General features: G+C 41.5%; 10 protein-coding genes. 6 read left to right on the forward strand and 4 right to left on the reverse strand.

The window, feature by feature from the left end:
• Nucleotides 1-50: 50 nt before the first annotated feature.
• A complete protein-coding gene (locus AM228_RS23900; RefSeq protein ID WP_054469447.1) occupies nt 51-3,350 on the reverse strand; it encodes an Eco57I restriction-modification methylase domain-containing protein in 3,300 nt (1,099 codons plus the stop codon).
• Nucleotides 3,351-3,904: 554 nt separating this feature from the next.
• Nucleotides 3,905-5,125, reverse strand: coding sequence for a BMP family protein (locus AM228_RS23905; protein WP_082349033.1), 1,221 nt, complete (start codon nt 5,123-5,125; stop codon nt 3,905-3,907).
• Nucleotides 5,126-5,313: 188 nt separating this feature from the next.
• Between AM228_RS23905 and AM228_RS23910 the strand changes: the two genes are divergently transcribed.
• The gene (locus tag AM228_RS23910; RefSeq protein ID WP_054469448.1) at nt 5,314-12,294 is read left to right on the forward strand and encodes a PAS domain S-box protein; all 6,981 of its coding nucleotides are present in this window, start codon (nt 5,314-5,316) and stop codon (nt 12,292-12,294) included.
• Nucleotides 12,287-14,704, forward strand: a complete 2,418-nt coding sequence (locus AM228_RS23915; protein ID WP_054469449.1) for a response regulator — start codon at nt 12,287-12,289, stop codon at nt 14,702-14,704. The genes AM228_RS23910 and AM228_RS23915 overlap by 8 nt, the downstream gene beginning before the upstream one ends.
• 71 nt (nt 14,705-14,775) lie before the next feature.
• On the opposite strand, the gene AM228_RS23920 is transcribed toward AM228_RS23915, so the two are convergent.
• A complete protein-coding gene (locus tag AM228_RS23920) occupies nt 14,776-15,897 on the reverse strand; it encodes a response regulator (RefSeq protein ID WP_054469450.1) in 1,122 nt (373 codons plus the stop codon).
• A gap of 392 nt (nt 15,898-16,289) precedes the next feature.
• Between AM228_RS23920 and AM228_RS23925 the strand changes: the two genes are divergently transcribed.
• The 3 genes from AM228_RS23925 to AM228_RS23935 all read left to right on the forward strand — a co-directional run bounded on the left by AM228_RS23925 (nt 16,290) and on the right by AM228_RS23935 (nt 19,441).
• Nucleotides 16,290-17,276, forward strand: a complete 987-nt coding sequence (locus tag AM228_RS23925) for an acetamidase/formamidase family protein (RefSeq protein ID WP_054469451.1) — start codon at nt 16,290-16,292, stop codon at nt 17,274-17,276.
• A gap of 60 nt (nt 17,277-17,336) precedes the next feature.
• Nucleotides 17,337-18,203: a sulfite exporter TauE/SafE family protein gene (locus tag AM228_RS23930; RefSeq protein WP_054469452.1), complete on the forward strand. Its 867-nt coding sequence runs from the start codon at nt 17,337-17,339 to the stop codon at nt 18,201-18,203.
• Between the two features lie 188 nt (nt 18,204-18,391).
• Nucleotides 18,392-19,441 (forward strand): ABC transporter permease, encoded by a 1,050-nt coding sequence (locus AM228_RS23935; protein ID WP_054469453.1) that lies wholly within the window; start codon nt 18,392-18,394, stop codon nt 19,439-19,441.
• Nucleotides 19,442-19,518: 77 nt separating this feature from the next.
• Here AM228_RS23935 and AM228_RS23940 read toward each other — a convergent pair whose 3' ends face one another.
• Complete coding sequence (locus AM228_RS23940; RefSeq protein WP_054469454.1) at nt 19,519-20,703, reverse strand: anhydro-N-acetylmuramic acid kinase; 1,185 nt, start codon at nt 20,701-20,703, stop codon at nt 19,519-19,521.
• Nucleotides 20,704-21,018: 315 nt separating this feature from the next.
• Between AM228_RS23940 and AM228_RS23945 the strand changes: the two genes are divergently transcribed.
• On the forward strand, nt 21,019-21,216 hold the full coding sequence (locus tag AM228_RS23945) for a GUN4 domain-containing protein (protein WP_054469455.1): 198 nt from the start codon (nt 21,019-21,021) through the stop codon (nt 21,214-21,216).
• Nucleotides 21,217-21,324: the final 108 nt, after the last annotated feature.

Consider the following 21,324-nt stretch of genomic DNA (forward strand, 5'->3'; position numbering starts at 1 on the left):
GAATGCTTTGCCCCTACATTCTGTCTCAAAATTTATAATTTTTTCTCATGTTATCCGTCTCCTTTAATAATCTTCATGTCATCAGCAGTCAGCCCATACAGGTGGGCTACTCTGTCGTCTATTTCTGCCTCCCAGCGATCGACTCCGACTCCTTTCGCGGCTAGGCATTTTTCTACTAATTCTTCTATGGCTTGTTTGTCGGCTTCACTCGCTTTCGGGATGGTAATTTGTTCAATATTTTCTTTATAAGCTTGCAAGTAACCATTTTGTAAATCTGTACAAATATGACTTAAAAACCACCAACTAATTGATGAGTTTAAAACAGCAGTTACATACTCATCTGCCCCCACAATCATATAGAGAGCATCATTGTGATGAATCTGATTTCTATCAAAAGCAAATTTAGCTTTATCCATAAATCGACCTAATATAATTTTTTGCTTTTGAAATTCTTGCCAGTAAGCAACATTATCCTGTATTTCATACCATTGATAACTTCCTGCTTTTCTGCCACCTTTAGTTCCTGGTGTTAATCTTTCTTCATACTGCATTAAATAATCTCTGATAGCAGGATATTTATTAATATCAATACCACGACGAGTAAAAATTAACCATAAGTCAGGTTCTTCAACAAACCATCTTTTTACATCTCGACCTCGACAATATGGCTTGAGAACTTCAGCGGATGAAGGATGTTCGGCAATTAATCTATCCCGCGTTTCGCGATCGACGACAAAGGCTTCATTGAAACCTGTTTTAATTCCATAGTAAAAACGACCATTGACATATTCACCGAGAGGAGTTCCGGCATTTCTTAACTTATCCAATAAGCGTAAAACTTTTGAGGATTCTAACCGCCAACCATCGGGTTTTAATTCGGTTTGATCGAGAGAAAAAGCGTTTTTTTGATAGACGGAAACAAAGTCTTCTAACTCTTGTCCTTCTTGCCAGGTCAATACAGCAACCTGATGTTCTTTGGGTTTTTCTTTCTTAAATACAATAATACTAGGATAGGCGATCGCCTCAAAGACATTAGCATCGCCAAAATCAATCATTACTTCAATGGTGGATTTTGCCCCTAGATATTTGCGGAGTTTTTCCCCATACCCTGCCCGAAAATATTTATTAGAGGTGATAAAACTGAGATAACCTTTTTCCTTGAGTAAGCGAAATCCTTGTTCATAAAAATAAACATATAAATCCGCCACTCCAGTATAACAGTCATATTCCTCTTTTAAAGCGGGCTTAATTTCCTTAATTTGCTCTTGTCGCACATAGGGGGGATTGCCAATGACAATATCAAACCCTCCTTTCTGTTCAAAAACATCGCGAAAATGCAGATAATATTGAAAGAAATTTAAAGAGCGATCGCCCCTTTTTACCTGGGCTTCAAACTCATCTAATCCTGCTAACCGGGCGGCTAACTGTTCCCGTTCTTGTAACTGCTGTTTGCTAGGTTTATCGAATTCCTTAATTTCTAGTTCTAACTGCTTTTGTTGTGCTAAAATAAAATGGCGTTGGTCGGTGATCGCCCCGACAAAGACTCGTTTTTCCGCCTCCATAATTTGTAAGCGTAAATCTTGCCGTTCCTGAGAAGACACATGAAAATATTGTTTTTCTAATTTCAACAAATCCGCGATCGCCTTATCCAATTCCGTCATCTCAAAAGCGAAAGCTAACTGTTCCGATTGCCCCGGTATAGGAATAATCGTTTGCCCATTAATCTTAGAAATCAGCGAATCTCCACACATCAATTTATAATCTAAATTCGGCAAAGCTTCCACATTTTCTATAGTGGGAATATCCACCACCAAAGATAACCACATCCGCAGTTTAGCAATCTCGATCGCCTCTGGTTTAATATCCACCCCATAAAGATTATTAGCAATAATTTCTCGCTTCCATTCTGATATTGCCAAACTGCCTCGCTGGACGGTCATCCCTTCTCGACGGGCTACAGCTTGCCGCACATTTAAGATTAACTGCATCATCCCCAAAGGAAACGCCCCAGAACCCACCGCAGGGTCAAGAACTTTTAAATTCATCAGGGCTTTTTTGAGACTTTTCGCATCTTGGGGCGAAATTAATTCATTCAAATCTTTGTCGGAAATATCTGGGTCATAATGCACCAATTTTTGCGCCGTTTCTAAACTAATTCCCGTGGTATCTGCCAAATATCGCCCTAACACTTCCGCACAGATAAACTGAACAATTCCACGAGGAGTATAGAAGGTTCCCGACTTACCCCGTTCCTCTGCGGCTAACATATTTTCAAATACTTTCCCCAACATTTCTGGGTCAACCGCTACATCTTCATCCCCAGTAACATTTTCTGCCACCGTGAAGTTATAGATATTGAAAAATCCTAAAATGCTGTCAGAATTACCGGGGTCAAAAATCCGATTGGGCAATGTAATTAATTCCGGGGTTTCTCGACCAGCCCCATCTTGAATATTTTCCCCATAATCCCGGTCAAATAGTCCCCCATTTAAATAGGGAATTTGCCCCCAGGGGGATTGATGATTTTCTCGTTGCTGGTTTAAGGTGTCAAAAAATAATGGCTCTAAAATTTCGGTATAATAATCGGTATTTTCCGCTTGATAAGCACTTTTGCCTTTGCCATACATCGTTTTCAGGAATTGGCGATCGCCTGCTAAAAAGCCCTTTTTCTGGAGAAAATACAAGAACATAATCCGCCCCAATAACCTTTGGGTAAACTGAGAAAGCCGGTCTCTATCGGCAAAATAGGGGTGAGGATTATGAGAGGAAATCGCCTCTAATACTCGGTGAAATAATTTCTGATATTCTTGATAAAATCCTTTGGTGAGTTTCTCAACATCAAAAGCTTCACATTGTGCTTGGTAAAGTTCTCGGGCAGAACGACCCCGAACCGCGATCGCTTCTAAGCGGTCTAAATCATAAGCGGTGGGATTTTGGCGGTCGATTAATAACTTGCGAATACTTGCCTGTAAATTACTTTTTTCATCAAAAAACTTGCGAGGGTTGACTAACATCAACTGGTTATAGTCTTTTGTGGCTAATAACAAAAATTCCGAGGGTCTTTTGCCCAACTGAGAGGCGATCGCTTTCATCCGACCACTGGCGATCGATGGGGAAATCCAAGCCTCTGGTTTTAACTCAAATAATATTACTTGCAAACCACCTCGGTCTTGGTCAGCAATCAAATAACCACCCGCGATCGCTTCTTCACTGCGAGGGGATAATTCTAAACTTTTTATATCAATTGGTTCCGCTGAAGCGGTGTAACCTAATTGCTGAAAAATCTTAGCAATTTTATCAGGACTGGTTAAATCACGGAGGTCATCAATTTTTAGAATACGTTGGTTCATAAGTAATTATTGATATTTTAGATAAAAAAAGTTAGCGGTAGTCTGATAATAAAGCGCTATTTAATAACATTAAACGATTTCGATCCCCATTGCCATTAATTTAATTAAATCTTAATAATTTTGTTCCAAAAAAACCGCCAGGGATTAAAATCCCTGGCTAATAGCTAAAGTCGGTTTTAACCGACTAAAATTATGTACGGGTCAACGGCCGTTGACCCCTACCAAACATAATTAGTCGGTTTTAACCGACTTGCGCTATGAGGCGGGGATTTTAATCCCCGACGGATCGCAGGGTTACACAAAGGCTGGTTAAAAATGATGCAAGAAAAACCGCCAGCGCCAGGGATTAAATAAAATCCCTGGCTAATAGCTAAAGTCGGTTTTAACCGACTGAAATGCTTTTACAGCGGTTTTCAGATTACTAAACCACGAGCGGGCCAGTGCAATATTGTAGGGGCGAATGGCCATATAGCCCCTACAAAAGAAATATCACTATTCACTATTCACTATTCACTATTCACTTTCTCCTCTGCCGATGGCGGGTTCCTCTCCTACTAATTCGCCCCTTTCATGCCTTCTAATAATTTTGGTAAATACCAGATTTGTTGGTCGGTGGCCACTTCATTTGCTTTCAAGAAAACGCTGCCATCTTGAAAGTTTAATGGCCCTTTAAATAGCTGGATGCTGCCATCTCCCAATCCTTGAGTAAATTGATTGAGAAATGAGGCGCGATCGCCCAAAGCTTGACCGGCAATAAAACCAATCGCACTGGTTTCTGGGCTATTAATATTTGCCCAATCTGGACCAGCTAAAACAAATTCACTGGTATATTCACCAGACATAGCTTTTTTCACCGCTTCCTGATAAGGAACTGCCCAGTTATAATAAGGAAGTCCTAAGCAAATATCTGGGGCAATTTCACAGCCTTTGATATAATCATAGTGAACATATTTGACTTTTTTGCCCGCTGCGGCGGCTTTTTTTCCTTGCACAGCCGCTTCGGGGGTGTCAATGCCAGACATGACCACATCAAAGCCACTATTATAAAAGTCATCGGCAACTTTTGTCGGGTCTAAAGTTTTCCCCGGAATATTAAACCAAAAACCAATCCAGGTAACTTTAAAAGTTAAATCTTGCGGGTCTTTTTGCCGATAGTTTTGCCAACAATATTTAGCCCCTAAATAAGCAGACGCGGCATAGCGGCGAGTTTCATCATTAATTAATGGGCCAAGATAGCCAATTTTGCCGGTTTCCGTCCCCAGGGCGGCGGCACATCCGGCCATCATTTTGCCATATTCCATCCGCCCCATAATATTACCTAAGTTGGGAATTGCTTGATAATTTTTCCCTTCTTTCCAGGCAGCATCCCCAGAGATATGAATCACCGGAATTTCGGGATATTTTTTCGCGGTTTCCAGGGCATCATCTTTAAAGTCATCGGAGTTGAAAATAATCATTTTTGCCCCAGAATCAATTAAATCATCGGCGACTTGGGATGCTTTCACGTTGGGCCGATCACCGGGATTAACTTTATCCACATATTGAAATTTCACTTGAGGAACTTTTGCGGCAACGGTCTGCACTCCCTCATAGTTGGACTGGTTCCACCCCGCGTCATTGTGTGGCCCGACTAAAACCATCCCCACGGTAAATTGATCCGAGGTGGCATTCGGGGCCGGTTGACAAGCGGTGAACAGGAATAACCCCGCGATCGCACTCAGGGAGACGAGACGAGTTCGGGCGATCGCTTTTCTGGTTGGCAATTTATTTTTCATAGTAAAATCCTGACGTTTTATTTTAAACATAAAATAGTCACAGGCTGTTTCATTGGCCAGCGGCTGTTATGATTTATGATTAGTTATTAGCTAGTCATTGTTAAGTAGCTAATAACCAACAACCAAAGAATCCCTACCCAACAACCAACAACTAACAACTAACAACTAACAACTAACAACAAATAACTATGCCAGCGATCGCCGGATATAAAATTCTTCAAACCATCCATGAAAGTCCCAATTCACGAGTCTATCGAGGGCTGCGTGAATCAGACAATCAACCAGTGATTCTCAAAGTGCTTAAAGAGGACTATCCGACCCCGGAAAAAATCCGCAAATATAAGCTGGAGTATCTGATAACCCACAATCTGAATCTTCAGCGGGTGGTCAAGTCCTATAGCCTAGAAACCTATCACAATACCCTGATGATTGTTTTCGAGGATTTTGGCGGCAAATCGTTAAAAAGTTTAATGTCCCACCGCCGGTTTACCCTGGAAGAATTCCTAGAAATTGCGATCGCCTCTGCTGATAGTTTAGCAGAAATTCATGCGGCTAACATCATCCACAAAGATGTTAATCCATCTAACCTAGTTTATAACCCAGAAACTAAGGTTTTGAAGCTGATTGATTTTGGCATTGCCGTGGATTTTGCCAAAGACAGTCACCTGCTGGAAACCCCACAGATATTAGAGGGAACTCTTAGCTATATGTCCCCGGAACAAACCGGCAGAATGAATCGGATTTTGGATTATCGCACGGACTTTTATTCTCTGGGTGTAACTTTTTATGAACTCCTGACGCACCAGTTACCATTTAAAGGGGCTGATGCAATGGAGTTAGTTCACTGCCACTTGGCTAAACAACCCCAACCTCCTCATTTAATTATACCCAATAATGGAGAAAAACAGCTAGATAAATTTGAGCCAATTCCTCGATCAATTTCCGACCTGGTGATGAAACTTTTGGCGAAAACTGCTGAAGAAAGATATCAAAGTGCTTGGGGGCTGAAAGCGGACTTAGAATTTTGCTTAAGTCAATTAAGATCCACAAGGGTGATTAGCCAATTCCCCTTGGGCAGCCAAGATATTTCTGACAAATTCCTGATCCCGAATAAACTGTATGGGCGGTCTAAAGAAATAGCCCAGTTATTAGCAGCCTTTGAACAGATAGCGGGTCGAGGAAAGACCCCGAAGTCCTCAGCAACTTTAGGAAATGTTTCTCCAGTTTCTCCAGTTTCTCCAGGATTTTTTTATCAAAAAGCCAGAATGATTACCGTGACGGGGGTTCCGGGAATCGGGAAATCATCCTTGGTGGCGGAAATTTATAAACCTATTACCCGGAAAAAAGGATATTTTATTTGCGGAAAGTTTGACCAATATCAGCGGAATATTCCTTATAGTGGGGTGATTCAAGCCTTTCAGGAATTGATTCGACAACTGCTGACGGAAAGTGAAGAGCAGTTGAATGAGTGGCGGACAAAAACTTTAAAAGTTTTAGGGGCTAATGCCCAATTAATTCTGGAGGTAATTCCCGAATTTAAGCGGATTATTGGCTGTGAATCAGTGGGGTCATTTTTACCGGCGATGCAAGCGGAAAATCGCTTAAATTTGTTATTTCAAAACTTAATCCAAGTTTTTGCTAATGCTGCACATCCTCTGGTAATTTTCCTGGATAATTTACAGTGGATTGATTCCGCTAGTTTAAAACTGCTGAAACTCTTGATGAGTGGCTGCTTGGATTTTGTTTTGTTTATCGGGGCTTATCGGGATAATGAGGTCAGTCATAGTCATCCTTTAATGCTGACTTTAAGTGAATTGGAACACCAGGGGGCAATTATTTCATCTATTTCTTTATCTCCTTTGAAATTAAAGGAAATTAATCAGTTAATTTCTGAGACGGTTAAGCAACCTTTAGAGGTTACGAAATATTTAGCCCAAGTAGTCCAAAATAAAACCGGGGGTAATCCTTTTTTTGTGAATGAGTTCTTAAAAGCTTTGGCCGCAGACCAGTTAATTTACTTTGATTATCAACGAGGTTCTTGGCATTGGGAGATTAATCAGATTTCACTCAGAGAAATTACTGATAATGTGGTTGAGTTGATGGCCAGTAAAATTCAAAAATTGCCCGATTCTAGTCAAGAAAGCCTGAAGTTAGCCGCTTGTATTGGCAATCATTTTGATTTAGGGACTTTGGCAATGTTGAGTGGAAAATCCCTGAAGCAAACAACGGTAAATTTGCAAGCCGCAGTCCAAGAAGGGCTGATTGTTCCCTTAAGCGATCGCGATGGATTCTTACCAGAAACTTCTCTGGGTAATTTATCCGCATCCCAGCCATTGCATCTGTCTCAAACAAAGTCAATCGCCTACAAGTTTGTCCACGATCGCATTCAACAAGCGGCTTATTTTTTGATGCCAATGAAGGAAAAACAAGCGGTTCACTGGCAAGTGGGACAGTTTTTATATCAAAATACTCCAGAAAGCGATCGCGAGGCGAAAATCTTTGAAATTGTCAATCAATTGAATGCGGGGAGCGAACAGATTAAATATCAGGGCGATCGCGATCGACTCGCGGAACTAAATTTAACTGCTGGCATCAAAGCCAAAACTGCTGCCGCTTATGAACTGGCTTTAAATTATCTCACCATCGGCATCACTTTATTAGGAGTTCGCAGTTGGCAAACCCAATATGAACTAACCTTGTTCCTCCATGTGGAAGCAGCGGAAGCGGCTTATTTAAGTGGGCATTTGCCGCAAATGTATAAATTTTCCTTAGTGGTTTTACAATCGGCCAAAAATATTTTAGATAAGGCAAAAGTTTATGAAATCAAAATCCAAGCCTACCAAGCCCAAAACCAGTTAAAAGAAGCGGTTCATACCGCTTTACCTGTTTTACAACTATTAGGGATTACCTTCCCTTCAGTCCCGGCAAATTCAACAACAACCGCTGTACCTCTGCATAAAATTTGGTTCGGAGTTTACCAGATTCAATGGGCAATGTTTTGCAAAAAAATTGAGGATTTAATTCATCTGCCGACCATGACCGATCCCATTCACCTGGCTGCCATTAGAATTTTATCCACCGTAGCTACCGCGTCTTATATTGCCGTTCCCGAACTGTTTCCCCTGATTATTTTCAAAATGGTGAATCTCTCGCTAGAATATGGAAATTCCCCAGAATCTGCTTTTGCTTATGCTGGTTATGGGCTAATTTTATCGGGATTTTTAGGGCAAATTAATGCCGGATATCAGTTTGGTCAGTTAGCCTTAAATCTGTTGTCAAAAGTTGAAGATCGCCAGATTAAAGCCAAAGTTGTCCAAACCGTGAGTATTTGGATTTTTCCCTGGAAACGGCATATCCGAGAAACCTTACAATCAGTCCGCCAGTTGTATCTAATGGGCAGGGAAACCGGGGATTTAGAATGGGCTAAATATGCGGCGCATACTGGCTACTATTCCTATTTTAGCAGTCAGGAAGAACTGACGGTTTTAGAACAAGAAATGGCGGGGTATAGCCAGATTCTTTACCAGCTAAATCAAATTAACAGTTTTTATGGCAGTGAACTCTTTCGCCAGGGAATTTTAAATTTGATGGGAGAGGCGGCGAATCCCTGTGTTTTAATTGGCGAAGCTTATAATGAGTTAAAAATGTTGCCGGTGCATCAACAAGCTCAAGACCAAACTATTTTACACTACTTTTATTTAAATAAATTGATTCTCTGCTATTTATTTGGCAACTATCATGAAGCGAGACAAAATGCGAAACTTGCTAAAAAATATGTAGCCGGAGTGGTGGGGACTATCGCCCTGCCGGTGTTTTATTTTTATGATTCTTTAATCTATTTAAGCCAAATTAATCCCGCTAGTCAGTTTCAAAAAAGAAGACAAATGCAAGAGATTTACCGAAATCAAAAGCAGATGAAGAAATGGGCTAAATTTGCCCCCATGAACTATTTAGCGAAATTTTATTTAGTTGAGGCTGAACGCTACCGGGCGAAGGGACAGGAAGCTAAAGCGATGGATTTTTATGAAAAAGCGATCGCCGCTGCGAAAAAATATGAATATCTTCACGAAGAAGCCTTAGCTAATGAACTTGCCGCTAAATTTTATGCGGATAAACAACAAATTAATATTGCCAGGACTTATTTGCAAAATGCTCGCTATTGCTATGTCAAATGGGGGGCTAAAGCCAAAGCCAAGCAGTTAGAAGAAACTTATCCCGAACTGCTTCCTTATCGAGCCGATCTGCGGCGCCTATCCGCCACAAACCATCATGGGATGACCTCCTTAACCTCCACGGAAACTCGCATGGCATCCGCCTTGGATTTAACCACGGTGGTGAAAGCATCTCAAGCCCTATCTGGGGAAATTGTCCTGGATAAGTTATTGGCCAAATTAATCACCATTGTCCTAGAAAATGCGGGGGCGCAAAAAGGCTTTTTAATTCTAGAACAAAATGGAGAATTAGTTATTGAAGCGGCTGGAGGTGTGGAAGATTCAGAAGTTTCAGTACGGCGATCGCATCCGGTGGAAAAAACTAACTTATTGCCGAAATCAATTATTAATTATGTAGCCAGAACTCACGAATATGTGGTGTTCAATGATGCCACCAAAGAAATTGATTCTCCTTTTTGTAAAATTCAAAATCCCGACGAGTCTTATATTCTTTTGCATCAGCCAAAATCCGTGCTTTGCGTGCCGATTATTGGCCAAGGAAAATTTATCGGCATTCTCTATTTAGAAAATAATCTCACCCCTGGGGCATTTACTCCCGATCGTCTCTTAGTTTTGCGCTTACTCTGTTCTCAAGCGGCGATTTCTTTAGAAAATGCTCGTCTCTATGAAGCGGAGGAAGTCTATTCCCGCACCTTAGAAGCGAAAGTGCAAGAACGTACCGAAGAATTAGAAGAGCAAATTCGCGTCAGGGCGCAAACTGAAGCGGCATTACGCTTATCAGAAGAAAAGTTTTCTAAGGCGTTTCGGTCTTCGCCGAATCCCATTGTTATTACTACCTTGGCTGCGGGAAAATTTATCGAAGTAAATGATAGTTTTTTGACGTTAACCGGCTATAGTAAACAAGAAGTGATTAACCAAATGAGTCATCACCTGAATATTTGGCAAAATCCTCAAGATGAAATCTCAATTATGCAGATGTTAACCACCGCCGATTCGGTGCATAATCAGGAATTTGCTTGGGGACTAAAGTCGGGAGAAATCAGAACCGTTTTATTATCTGCTGAATTGATTAATCTGGGGGGAGAAGAATGTATTCTTTATTTGGTGAATGATATTACGGAACGCAAGCAAGCAGAAGAGGCGATCGCGGCCAATGAACGTAAATATAGAAATTTAGTAGAAACTTCTCAAGATATGATTTGGTCTGTAGATGCTGCCGGTCAGTTTACGTTTGTGAATCAAGCGGTGAAACAAATTTATGGCTACGATCCAGAGGAAATGAGCCAACAAAAGTTTACGGACTATGCGGATCCGAAACATCAGTACCAAGATAGGCAAATGCTGCAAGAAATTTTAGCCGGTGAATCTGTATTTCACTATGAAACTGTTCACCGATCTAAACAAGGTCAACCCATTTATTTAATGGTGAATGCGATCGGGGTGCGAAATTGGCAAGGTCGTGTCGTGGGAATTACGGGCACCGCCAGCGATATTACTTATCTTAAACAAGCGGAAGAAGCTTTACGTCAATCAGAGAGTCAATTGAAAAAAGCCAAAGAAGCGGCAGATGCGGCGAATCAAGCTAAAAGCACTTTTTTGGCGAAAATGAGCCATGAATTGCGAACACCTTTAAATGCGATTCTGGGGTTTACTCAACTGATGAGTCGCGATCACAGATTAACCCCGGAACAGCAAGAATATCTGAACATTATTAACTACTCTGGGGAGCATTTACTGGAACTGATTAATGATGTGTTGGATATGTCTAAAATCGAAGCGGGTCATCTAGAATTAAACCCCACCAGCTTTGACTTATTTCGGTTACTCAATTCTATCTTTGAAATGTTGCAACTCAAAGCCACGGGCAAAGGTTTAAAATTCATCTTTCACTGTGACCCCAATGTGCCTCAATATGTGCAAACAGACGAAAGTAAATTACGCCAAGTATTAATTAATCTTCTGGGCAATGCGATCAAATTTACCGAACAAGGAATGGTGCAATTATCGGTGACGATGGTACAAAATTATGAGGATAAACTGCACTTCCAAGTTCAAGATAGTGGGCCGGGGATCGAACCCGATGAAACTGATGATTTGTTTGAGCCTTTTGTCCAAACTAAAACCGGGCGTAAATCCATTGAAGGCACCGGGTTAGGCTTGTCCATTAGCCGCCAATTTGTTCGCTTAATGGGGGGAGATATTTTGGTCAGCAGTTGTTTAGATGGCGGTACTCTATTTAGCTTTGAAATTACTATCCGTCTGGCCGTAGCTGGATCGGTGAAAGCGAAAATTCCCCCGGCAAAAATCGTCGGTCTTGCACCAAATCAGCCGGAATATCGTATCTTGGTAGTGGAAGATCAAACCGCTAATCGAGTGATGCTAACCGAGTTACTACGATCGATTGGGTTTCAGGTGGGTGAAGCGATGAATGGCATTGAGGCGATCGCTTTATGGCGCAGTTGGCAGCCGCATTTAATTTGGATGGATATTCGGATGCCGGAAATGGACGGATTAGAAGCCACTCAGCAAATTCGCCAACTGCAAGACCCCAGTGAGGATCCAGTGGTGATTATTGCCCTCACCGCCAGTATCTTTGAAGAAGAACACCAACAGATATTAGCGATCGGCTGTAATGATTGGGTTCGCAAACCCTTTCGCCAGGAGGTAATTTTGGCAAAAATTGCTGAATATTTGGGGGTGCGTTATATTTATGAAACCAAAAATACCCATCACGACACCCTGACCCATCAATTATCCAGTAAAAACCGTTTACTCCATACGGACGAACTGAATGCGGATCATCTCAAAGCCATGTCTCCCCAATGGCGATCGCAACTCCAAGAAGCGGCCCTTTGTGCCAGAGATCAACGACTGTTTCGCTTGATTGACCAAATCCCACCAGAACATAGCCCCCTCGCGAATGTTTTAGTTGACTTAGTCAATAATTTTCGCTATGACAAAATCATGGATTTAATTCAACGGTGGCCGCATGAATAACCAGCCAACATCCCAGCCAACATCCACGTTAAAAGCCGATATTTTAATTGTTGACGATACCCCAGAAAACCTGCGGTTTCTATCCACTATGCTGGCCGAACAAGGCTATGAAGTGCGGAAAGCCTTAAATGGGCCAATGGCTTTGGCTACGGTACAGGCTGACCCTCCCGATCTGATTTTACTGGATATTAAAATGCCCCAAATGAATGGATTTGAGGTGTGTGAACGGCTTAAATCCGTAGACATCACTCGTGACATTCCGGTGATTTTCTTAAGTGCATTAGATGATGTCTTGGACAAAGTAAAAGCTTTTAATATTGGCGGCGTAGACTATATTACTAAGCCGTTTCAGTTTGAAGAAGTCTTAGCCCGGGTGGAAAATCAACTTTCGATTCGTCGCCTCCAAAAACAACTAACTCAGCAAAAAGAAGCGGCGGAAAAAGCGGCGCAAGCAAAGTCAGATTTCTTGGCGATGATGAGTCACGAAATTAGAACTCCTTTAAATGGGGTTTTAGGGATGACTCAACTGTTAGCCGAAACCGAACTGAATCGCGAACAGCAGAAATTCTTAAAAATCATTGAAATGAGTGGAGAAACTCTACTGGCAGTGATTAATGATATTCTGGATTTTTCTAAAATTGAATCCGGTCAGTTAGAGTTAGAACACCGCCCAATTAATATCCGTGATTGTATTGAAAATGTTTGTGATTTACTCAGCTTAAAAGCCCAGGAAAAAAAACTGGAACTTTTCTATCAAGTCGCCCCGGATGTGCCTATTATGATTATGGGAGACGTGACCCGACTGCATCAAATTTTAATGAATTTATTGAGTAATGCGGTTAAGTTTACGGAACAAGGAGAGGTGTTTGTTGAGGTAAAAGTGCAGTCAGATAGCAGTGAAGCGCAATCCCCAGAATTCCCCAATCTGACTTTTGCGGTGAAAGATACGGGAATTGGCATTCCCCAGGATAAATTAAATCGGTTATTTAAACCGTTTTCTCAAGTGGATTCCGCTACCAGTCGTAAGTATGGCGGGACGGGTTTGGGCTTGGTGATTTGCGATCGCTTGGTGAAGTTAATGTATGGAAGTATTGGCGTAGAAAGTCAAGAAAACCAAGGGTCTACTTTCTTTTTTAAGATTAAAACTCAGGCAGTTCCCGGCCATCCTGAACCCTCTTTAAATCCGGCAGTTCCCGAATTGATAAATCGGCGGGTTTGGTTGGTGAATTCTCATCCCACCACGGCGGCAATTTTAGGGCAACAATGTCAGTATTGGGGATTGCAGGTGGAAATGATTGCTACTGGGGCGGATTTGTTGTTCAAATGGCAGAACAGCGATCGCCCAGATGTGATGATTTTGGATATGCAGCTTACGGATATGGATGGCTTGACTTTAGCCAGTCAAATTTATGCATATGATGGCGGGAAAAGAGTTCCCCTAATTTTATTAACTACTCTGTTACATCACGAAGAAAATAGTGAGGCGATCGCGGCGATTTTTAATAGCTACTTATTGAAGCCGGTTAAACCCGCGCAACTCTTTGACTCGCTGCTGAGTATTCTTTCAAATATTCAAGCCTCAACTCCCGCGAATCAACGCCATAAAGCTAAACTAAATCCCCGTTTAGCGGAACATATACCCTTGCAAATTTTAATCGTCGAAGATAGCGTTATTAATCAAGAATTATTGCTGACCATTTTACAAAAAATGGGCTATATTGCTGATGTTGTTGACAATGGATTAGCCGCCATTGAAGCCCTGGAAAAGCATTTTTATCAAATCATCTTCATGGATGTACAAATGCCAGGAATGGATGGGTTAACCGCAACTCGCTATATTGTCAGCCATTGGCCAAAAAAGCAAAGACCGAAAATTATTGCCATGACCGCCAGCGCATTTCAAGAAGATAAACAAAACTGTTTAGATGCGGGAATGGACGACTATATTAGTAAACCCATTCGCATCGAACAAGTCCAGCAAATGTTGCAAAAATGGGCAAAAAATATTCCGGCAATTCCCTCAGCGGTTACGGAACCTTCCTTGGTTCCAGAAGTAACATCGTTGATCGATAGATCGGTGATTGCTGAGTTAGAAGAACTCAACCCTTCTCTGCCTCAAAAAATGGCCAAAAGATTTCTCGAAGATGATGCCCCGAATGCGATCGCCCAACTCAAACAAGCGGTTGCCGAACAAAACGCCTCGGCCATGAGAAAATGCGCCCATAGCCTCAAAGGATCTTCGGCCTTAATGGGTGCGAAAGCACTCTCTGAACTGTGCCTACAAATTGAAATCAAAGGCAAAGCCGATGACTTTCAAAATATTGAGGAATTGCTCGCAGAATTAGATAACCAATATCAGCAATTGGAGCAAGAATTAATTCAAATGTTTGCGATGGAAAGTGAAAATTGAAAAATTGAAAATTGAAAAATTGAAAATTGAAAAGTCTCACTATCAACCATCAACCATAGAATCCCTACCCATCAAGATTCCCAAGGCAAAGAAATTGTTACCATTGTTTGTTGACCGGGAATACTGCTAATGATTAACTCCCCACCGTATAATTCGGTCAATCGTTTGGCAATAATTAAGCCTAATCCTGACCCTTGTTGTTCATATAGTTTTCTCTGAAATTGGACATAGGCACCGATCCGCTCAATTTCAGAGGGACTCATGCCTTTGCCATAATCGATCACGTCAATTTTCCAAAAGACATCATCGGTATGAGTTTTAATCTCAATGGGTGTACCGGGTTGAGAAAACTTAAAAGCATTATCCAGAATTTCCTCTAAAATTTTTTCAAACTTTGGCGCTGATATTTTAATAAATTTATCCTGAGTAATACTCAGGTAAATGTCAGCTTTTCTTTGATATTTTTCACCTTTTTTTTTGGCTAAATTGGTAATAATTTCTTCAGTAAAAGTTGATTCTTGAAAAATGTTCACTTTTTGAAATTTTTCTGGATCATTACTGAGAATTTCTAATTCAGCATAAAGTAAAAAATTTTGGGTTAATCGATAGAGGACTTGAGCAGAATTGTGAATCATGTTAATCATCTCAACGACTCTGGGATCTTCAATATGGTAGACATCCAAGATAACTCTAGAAAGACCCAAAATTCCCGTGAGAGGGGTATGGAGTTCATGGGGGAGTGAATGGGTTAGGTGATCTCGCAATTCATCTAGTTCTTTCTGGGATTGGCGATAAAATAGTTCATATTTTTTTAACCGGGCAGCGATCGCGCCCAATAACTCTTCCTTGGTAAAAGGTTTTGTCAGATAATCATCAGCCCCCAATTCCATCCCATGACGTTGATCTGCTTTATCTACTCTAGAGGATAAAAAAATAAACGGAATACTTTGAGTGGTGGGGTGTTCGCGCAAAGCCTGAAGTACGCCATACCCATCTAGTTCAGGCATCATAATGTCACAAATGACTAAATCTGGTAAATGTTTTAAGGCAAGTTGCACTCCAACTTTCCCATTTTCTGCTTCAAAAATTTGAATATTTTCCTGAGATTTCTTTAAAATAAATTTAATAAGTTTTCTAAAATATTTACTGTCATCAATAATTAAATATTTATGAAATTTGATTCGCTCTTTCATTGTATGGTAAGTTTTCAAGTATAATAATTAACCAAGCATAATAGTCTTAGGTTAAAACAAAAATAATCACAATTTTACCGATGAATTACTGATCAATGATGTTGCCTTGGTACAGGGAAAAAACACTAGATTGAATCAAATCAATCAAGATGTACGGCGACGCTCGGATGTTTCATCCAGTATTTGTAGACAGTGACTATCCCATTATCCCATATTCTATAAACTGTTGGGCTGGTGTCCACCCCAGCTAAAATTCGGATACAATGTAACATTGTTTCACCACAATTTATGGTATTTTAAACATGATCCAGATGCTAGGGAGAATTAATTTAGAGTAAATTGGGTAAACATATAAGTATTGAAAACATATCAAATCTGTAACTAAAAATTCCATGAGCCATTATATCCTCAAAGCTACTCCGAACACGGTTCATTTAGGGGGTTTTTCCCCGGATCTGGAACCGGCTTTAATCATTGATTCTGGGGATACGATTGATGTAGAAACCTATACAGGATTCTATGTTTACGATCAAGCCCCACCAGAGTTTCTCACCCCAGAATTTGTGGAAATTTGTCAGTCTTTACCCACTGAAAGAAAGGTGGGGCCAGGCCCACATTTGCTGACCGGGCCAATTTATCTGCGAGATGCGAAACCCGGAGATGTCCTGGAAGTGAAATTAGAACAAATTTCCCCTCGACTGCCAATGGGGTTTAACGCGATTCGTCCCGGTTGGGGCGCTTTACCCGACCAATTTACCGAGTCTAAGCTGCGGTTTATTCCTTTGGATTTGGCAAAATCCGAGGCAGAATTTCCGTTCGCGCAGCGTTGCGGATGCAATATCGCCTCTGGGATCCGGATTCCTTTGCAACCTTTTTTTGGCATTTTGGGAGTTGCCACTTCAGAAATTAATCGGTCTTCGGTTCCTCCTGGTAATTATGGTGGCAACCTGGATAACCGCTATTTGCAGGCAGGTTCACGAATTTTTTTGCCGATTTATCTCCCAGGGGGCTTATTTTCTATTGGGGATGGACATTCAGCCCAAGGAGATGGGGAGGTGAATGTGACGGCAATTGAAACTTCGATGAATGGCAGGATTCAGCTTAATTTACGTCGGGATTTGAAGTTGACTGCCCCTTTGGGGGAAACTCCAACCCATTGGATGACGATGGGGTTTGGGGAAACCTTGGATCAGGCGTTTGCACAAGCCCTGGAACAGGCGATCGCCCTTTTGGTGGACTGGTTTGGCTTCAAAGCCGAAGATGCCTATATATTATGTTCCTTGGCGGTGAATTTTCATATTACTCAGGTGGTGAATCGTCCTCATAAAGGAGTCCATAGTATGTTACCTAAGTCAATTTTGCCCAAGCCATTAATCTAAGCCCATATTAATCTAAAACCATATTAATCTAAGCCCATATTAATCTAAACCCATATTATTATGAGTGAAATCGCCTTGTTGACGTTTACTGCCGCCGGATTATTGGCCGGAATTCTCGCGGGATTTCTGGGGATTGGTGGGGGCACCGTATTAGTACCAATTTTAGTCTCCTTGGGACATTCCCCGCGTGAAGCGGTTGCCACCAGTAGCTTATCTATTGTCATCACTGCCATCTCTGGTACAGTGCAAAATTGGCGCATGGGCTATCTGAATTTTCGTCAAGTAATCGGCATTGGAATGCCGGCGATCGTCACGGCTCAAATTGGGGCAAAATTGGCGACTATCTTTTCTCCTCCTGTCTTATTAACTGCTTTTGGTGGTTTACTTTTGCTAAATATATATTTAGTGCAATTTCGCCAACGAATCACCCGCAAACAAGCAGCGATTGAAGCTTTAAATAACCAAGAAGCTGACTCCATAATTGAGCCAACAATTGAGCCAACAATTGAAGCCAGCCAAAATAGGGATCTACTTACCCACAAAAGCCCAATTTATTTCTTTTTATCGCGGATTTTAACTGGCAGCCTTGCCGGGTTATTAGCGGGGTTGTTTGGTGTCGGGGGCGGCGTGATTATGGTGCCCCTGCAAATCCTGCTATTAAATACTAAAATTAAAACCGCGATTCAAACCAGTTTAGGGGTAATTGTGATTACGGCAATTTCTGCTACCACTGGCCATGCCCTCCAAGGAAATGTGTTATGGATTCCTGGTTTAATTTTAGGCATGGGTGGGTTATTGGGCGCTCAAATTAGCACCAGATTTTTACCCAAATTGAGCGATCGCACGGTCAGTTTAGCCTTTAATATATTGCTGCTGATTCTTTCATTTTATATCTTTTGGCAAGCATGGCAAAAATATCATGTTTAGGGCGATCGGCAGTAGGGGCGATTCGCTTTACCGCCCCTACATTGTATTGATGTGTCACCGTCTCAAAACGGTCCCCTACTGATAGTCACTTATACGGATAAAATTGGTGCGTTACGCTGTGGCTAACGCACCCTACTAAGAACTAATAACTAATAGCTAACAACCAATTACCCATAACCAATCAAAAAATGAGCAATAAATGGTTAAATCAAGTAATTTTTGTGGCGATTGCCCTGGGATTAATTAGCCTATTCATTATATTGGCGGGTTCTGACCCGATCGCCGTCACCGCGAGGATTTTTAATGGGGCATTTGGCAACATTAATCGGTTTGCTAGAGTGGTGGCAACTTTAGCTCCTTTGCTATTATGTGCTAGTGGTTTAATTTTTACTTTTACCGCTGGTTTATACAATTTAGGGGTTGAAGGTCAGATTACTTTTGGCGCGATCGCCACCACATTTACTTTACGTTTATTGTACCCCATATTCCCGGCACCGTTAGTGATTGTTTTGGGATTAATTGCGGGATGTTTGGGCGGTTTATGCTGGGGATTATTAGCGGGAACCTTAAACATCTATGGTCGAGTCAACGAAATTTTTGCGGGCTTAGGGTTAAATTTTGTGGCCGATGGCATTGCCTTATATTTGATATTAAATCCCTGGAAACGGGCCGGGGTTGCTTCCATGAGTGGGACGGAATTATTTGACCAATCTTTATGGTTAAACACCTTTGGCCAAACTGATGCCAGTCCCGTTGCCTTGGCGATCGCATTTTTGGCTTTAGCCATCACTTTTATCGTCATAGAAGGCACTTATTTTGGCCTAGAATTACAAGCGGTGGGCAAAAATTTACGCGCCGCTTATGTGTTAGGAATTCCCGCAGTTCGCCAAATTTTAGGGGCTTTTGCCATTTGTGGTGCCTTAGCGGGGATTGCCGGTGCTCTGCAAGTTTTAGCCGTATTTCATCGCCTAATTCCGGCGATTTCTAGTAACTTAGGATTTCTGGCTTTATTAGTGGCGATGATTGCTGGATTTCGGCCTATTTGGATTTTGCCCGTGGCTTTTTTTTTCAGTGCCTTAAATATCGGCAGTTTACAGCTACCGCTATCCCTACAATTAGAATCGTCTTTAGCCGGAGTAATTCAAGGAATTTTAGTTTTATTGGTACTTTTAGGTCGGGGATTTAGCGGCTATTTTAAATCAACACAGAGACACAGAGAACACAGACAATATCGGTGAAAAAGTATCGCCAAAGTAAATGTTAAATTAAATAAAAAAAATATATTACATATAAGGTTAATAGCATAGAATAACAGCTAGATAAAATAAGTTTCTCCTAATAACATCGGTTGACTGGCGCCGGTGCAGTGGGGCAGATTTCCCGGAATGCCAATGGTTCGCCAATAAGCAAATACGGCAAAGGCGATCGCCTCTTTAAAATCCGCATTCAAACCCAAGTCGTCGGTAGGGAATACAGGTAATTTTAATTCTTGGGCTAATCGTTGCCGTAAATATTGGTTACGACTGCCACCTCCACATAAAAAAACTTCATCCGGTTGTACGGGCAAAAACCGCCGATATCCTCGGACAATTGACATTACGGTTAATTCGGTAATTGTGGCTAATAAATCCGCTGGGGCTAAGGTACTGGCATCGGCTAAACATTGCTGAAAATAGTCAAGCCCAAATAATTCTCTTCCCGTAGATTTTGGCGGTTTTTGGTGAAAAAAAGGGTGTGCTAACCAGGTTTCCACTAAGTCTAAGCGAGGCGTTCCTTGGGCAGCCCATGCCCCATTGCGATCGTAAGTTTGTTCACCTTCCGTCAGATATTCTACGGCTAAATTAATTAAACTATTTCCCGGCCCTGTATCCCATCCTTGAATTTGTGCTAACCAATTAACTTGATTTATGGTTGCTGAATTTTTTGGCGGCAAATAAGTCACGTTGCCAATGCCCCCTATATTTTGAATACAACGATATTTTTGCTCGTGACTAATTAAGCAAGCATCGACTTTTGTCACCAAGGGCGCCCCTTGTCCCCCAGCGGCAATATCCGCAGCCCTAAAATTACTCACCGTGGGAATTCCGGTTAGCTGGGCAATCAATGCACCTCTGCCAAGTTGTAAACTGTAACCTAATGGGACATGAGGATTAATTCCCGGAATTCTGCCCGGGTCGATCGCGGTTCCGGGAGGACGATGGTAAATTGTTTGTCCGTGAGATCCGATTAATTCCGCTTGGGGTTGATTGGTTTGAATGGCGATCGCTGCTTGGGCAAAAACTTGGGCGATCGCATCATCCAGGGCGGCAAATTCTGCCATCGATCGGCGATCGCCGGCACAAACTGCTAAAATTTCTGTTTGCAGGGGATTAGGATAGGGATAAGTTTTAGCCTGAAGTAGTTCTATTTTTAGGTCAAATTCCTTACCTGTAATCTCAACCAAAGCTGCATCAATGCCATCGACTGATGTCCCACTCATTAAACCAATTACTAGGGTCATATCTTTCTGGGAAAAACGCTAACATTCACCATCATACAACAGTCAGGAGTCATCCAGGAATCATTTCCTATCAGCGGTCAGCAGTCAGCCTTTATCACTTTTCAATGATTATGCCAGAGAATACGAACGACTTGTTAAAAAATGCCTTGAATAATCTGAAAAATCGCGAACAATAATTTCAGCAGCAACAGGCGGAAATTAAACTGCTGCCCGCAGAATTCATCCCTAAAGCTTCAGAAATTCAAAAGCTCCAATTTCCTGTCCAGCAGCCAAGTGCAGAAATCCAACATTTAACCGAGGATTTAATTAATAAAAATGCTAAAATTGAACAACGCGCACTTATCTGCCCTTAACGATGAAACCAATAAATACCTAATTTTAAAAAGTCCTATGGGCATTGATTATACTCGTTTACAACAATTATTATCCCAGCAACAATGGCAAGCCGCCAATGAAGAAACCGCGAAAAAAATGCTAGAGGTAATGGGGCGATCGCCATCGTCCAATGGATAGCTTCGGGAACAAGAAATCCACCAATTTCTCCGGGAATATTTTTTGACTTTGGATACTGGGTGAAATATAGCCAAAATCGTTTTGGTTTTTCCATAAGCGGATCTTTGA

This window comes from Planktothricoides sp. SR001 (assembly GCF_001276715.1).
In the GTDB taxonomy this organism is placed as follows: Bacteria; Cyanobacteriota; Cyanobacteriia; order Cyanobacteriales; family Laspinemataceae; genus Planktothricoides; species Planktothricoides raciborskii.

Excerpts from the sequence above, each read along its gene's own strand:
- AM228_RS23925 (WP_054469451.1), top strand. The coding sequence starts at position 16,290 with ATGAGCCATTATATCCTCAAAGCTACTCCGAACACGGTTCATTTAGGG.
- AM228_RS23920 (WP_054469450.1), bottom strand. The coding sequence starts at position 15,897 with ATGAAAGAGCGAATCAAATTTCATAAATATTTAATTATTGATGACAGT.
- AM228_RS23905 (WP_082349033.1), bottom strand. The coding sequence starts at position 5,125 with ATGAAAAATAAATTGCCAACCAGAAAAGCGATCGCCCGAACTCGTCTC.
- AM228_RS23945 (WP_054469455.1), top strand. The coding sequence starts at position 21,019 with ATGCTAAAATTGAACAACGCGCACTTATCTGCCCTTAACGATGAAACC.
- AM228_RS23930 (WP_054469452.1), top strand. The coding sequence starts at position 17,337 with ATGAGTGAAATCGCCTTGTTGACGTTTACTGCCGCCGGATTATTGGCC.
- AM228_RS23900 (WP_054469447.1), bottom strand. The coding sequence starts at position 3,350 with ATGAACCAACGTATTCTAAAAATTGATGACCTCCGTGATTTAACCAGT.
- AM228_RS23940 (WP_054469454.1), bottom strand. The coding sequence starts at position 20,703 with ATGACCCTAGTAATTGGTTTAATGAGTGGGACATCAGTCGATGGCATT.
- AM228_RS23935 (WP_054469453.1), top strand. The coding sequence starts at position 18,392 with ATGAGCAATAAATGGTTAAATCAAGTAATTTTTGTGGCGATTGCCCTG.
- AM228_RS23910 (WP_054469448.1), top strand. The coding sequence starts at position 5,314 with ATGCCAGCGATCGCCGGATATAAAATTCTTCAAACCATCCATGAAAGT.
- AM228_RS23915 (WP_054469449.1), top strand. The coding sequence starts at position 12,287 with ATGAATAACCAGCCAACATCCCAGCCAACATCCACGTTAAAAGCCGAT.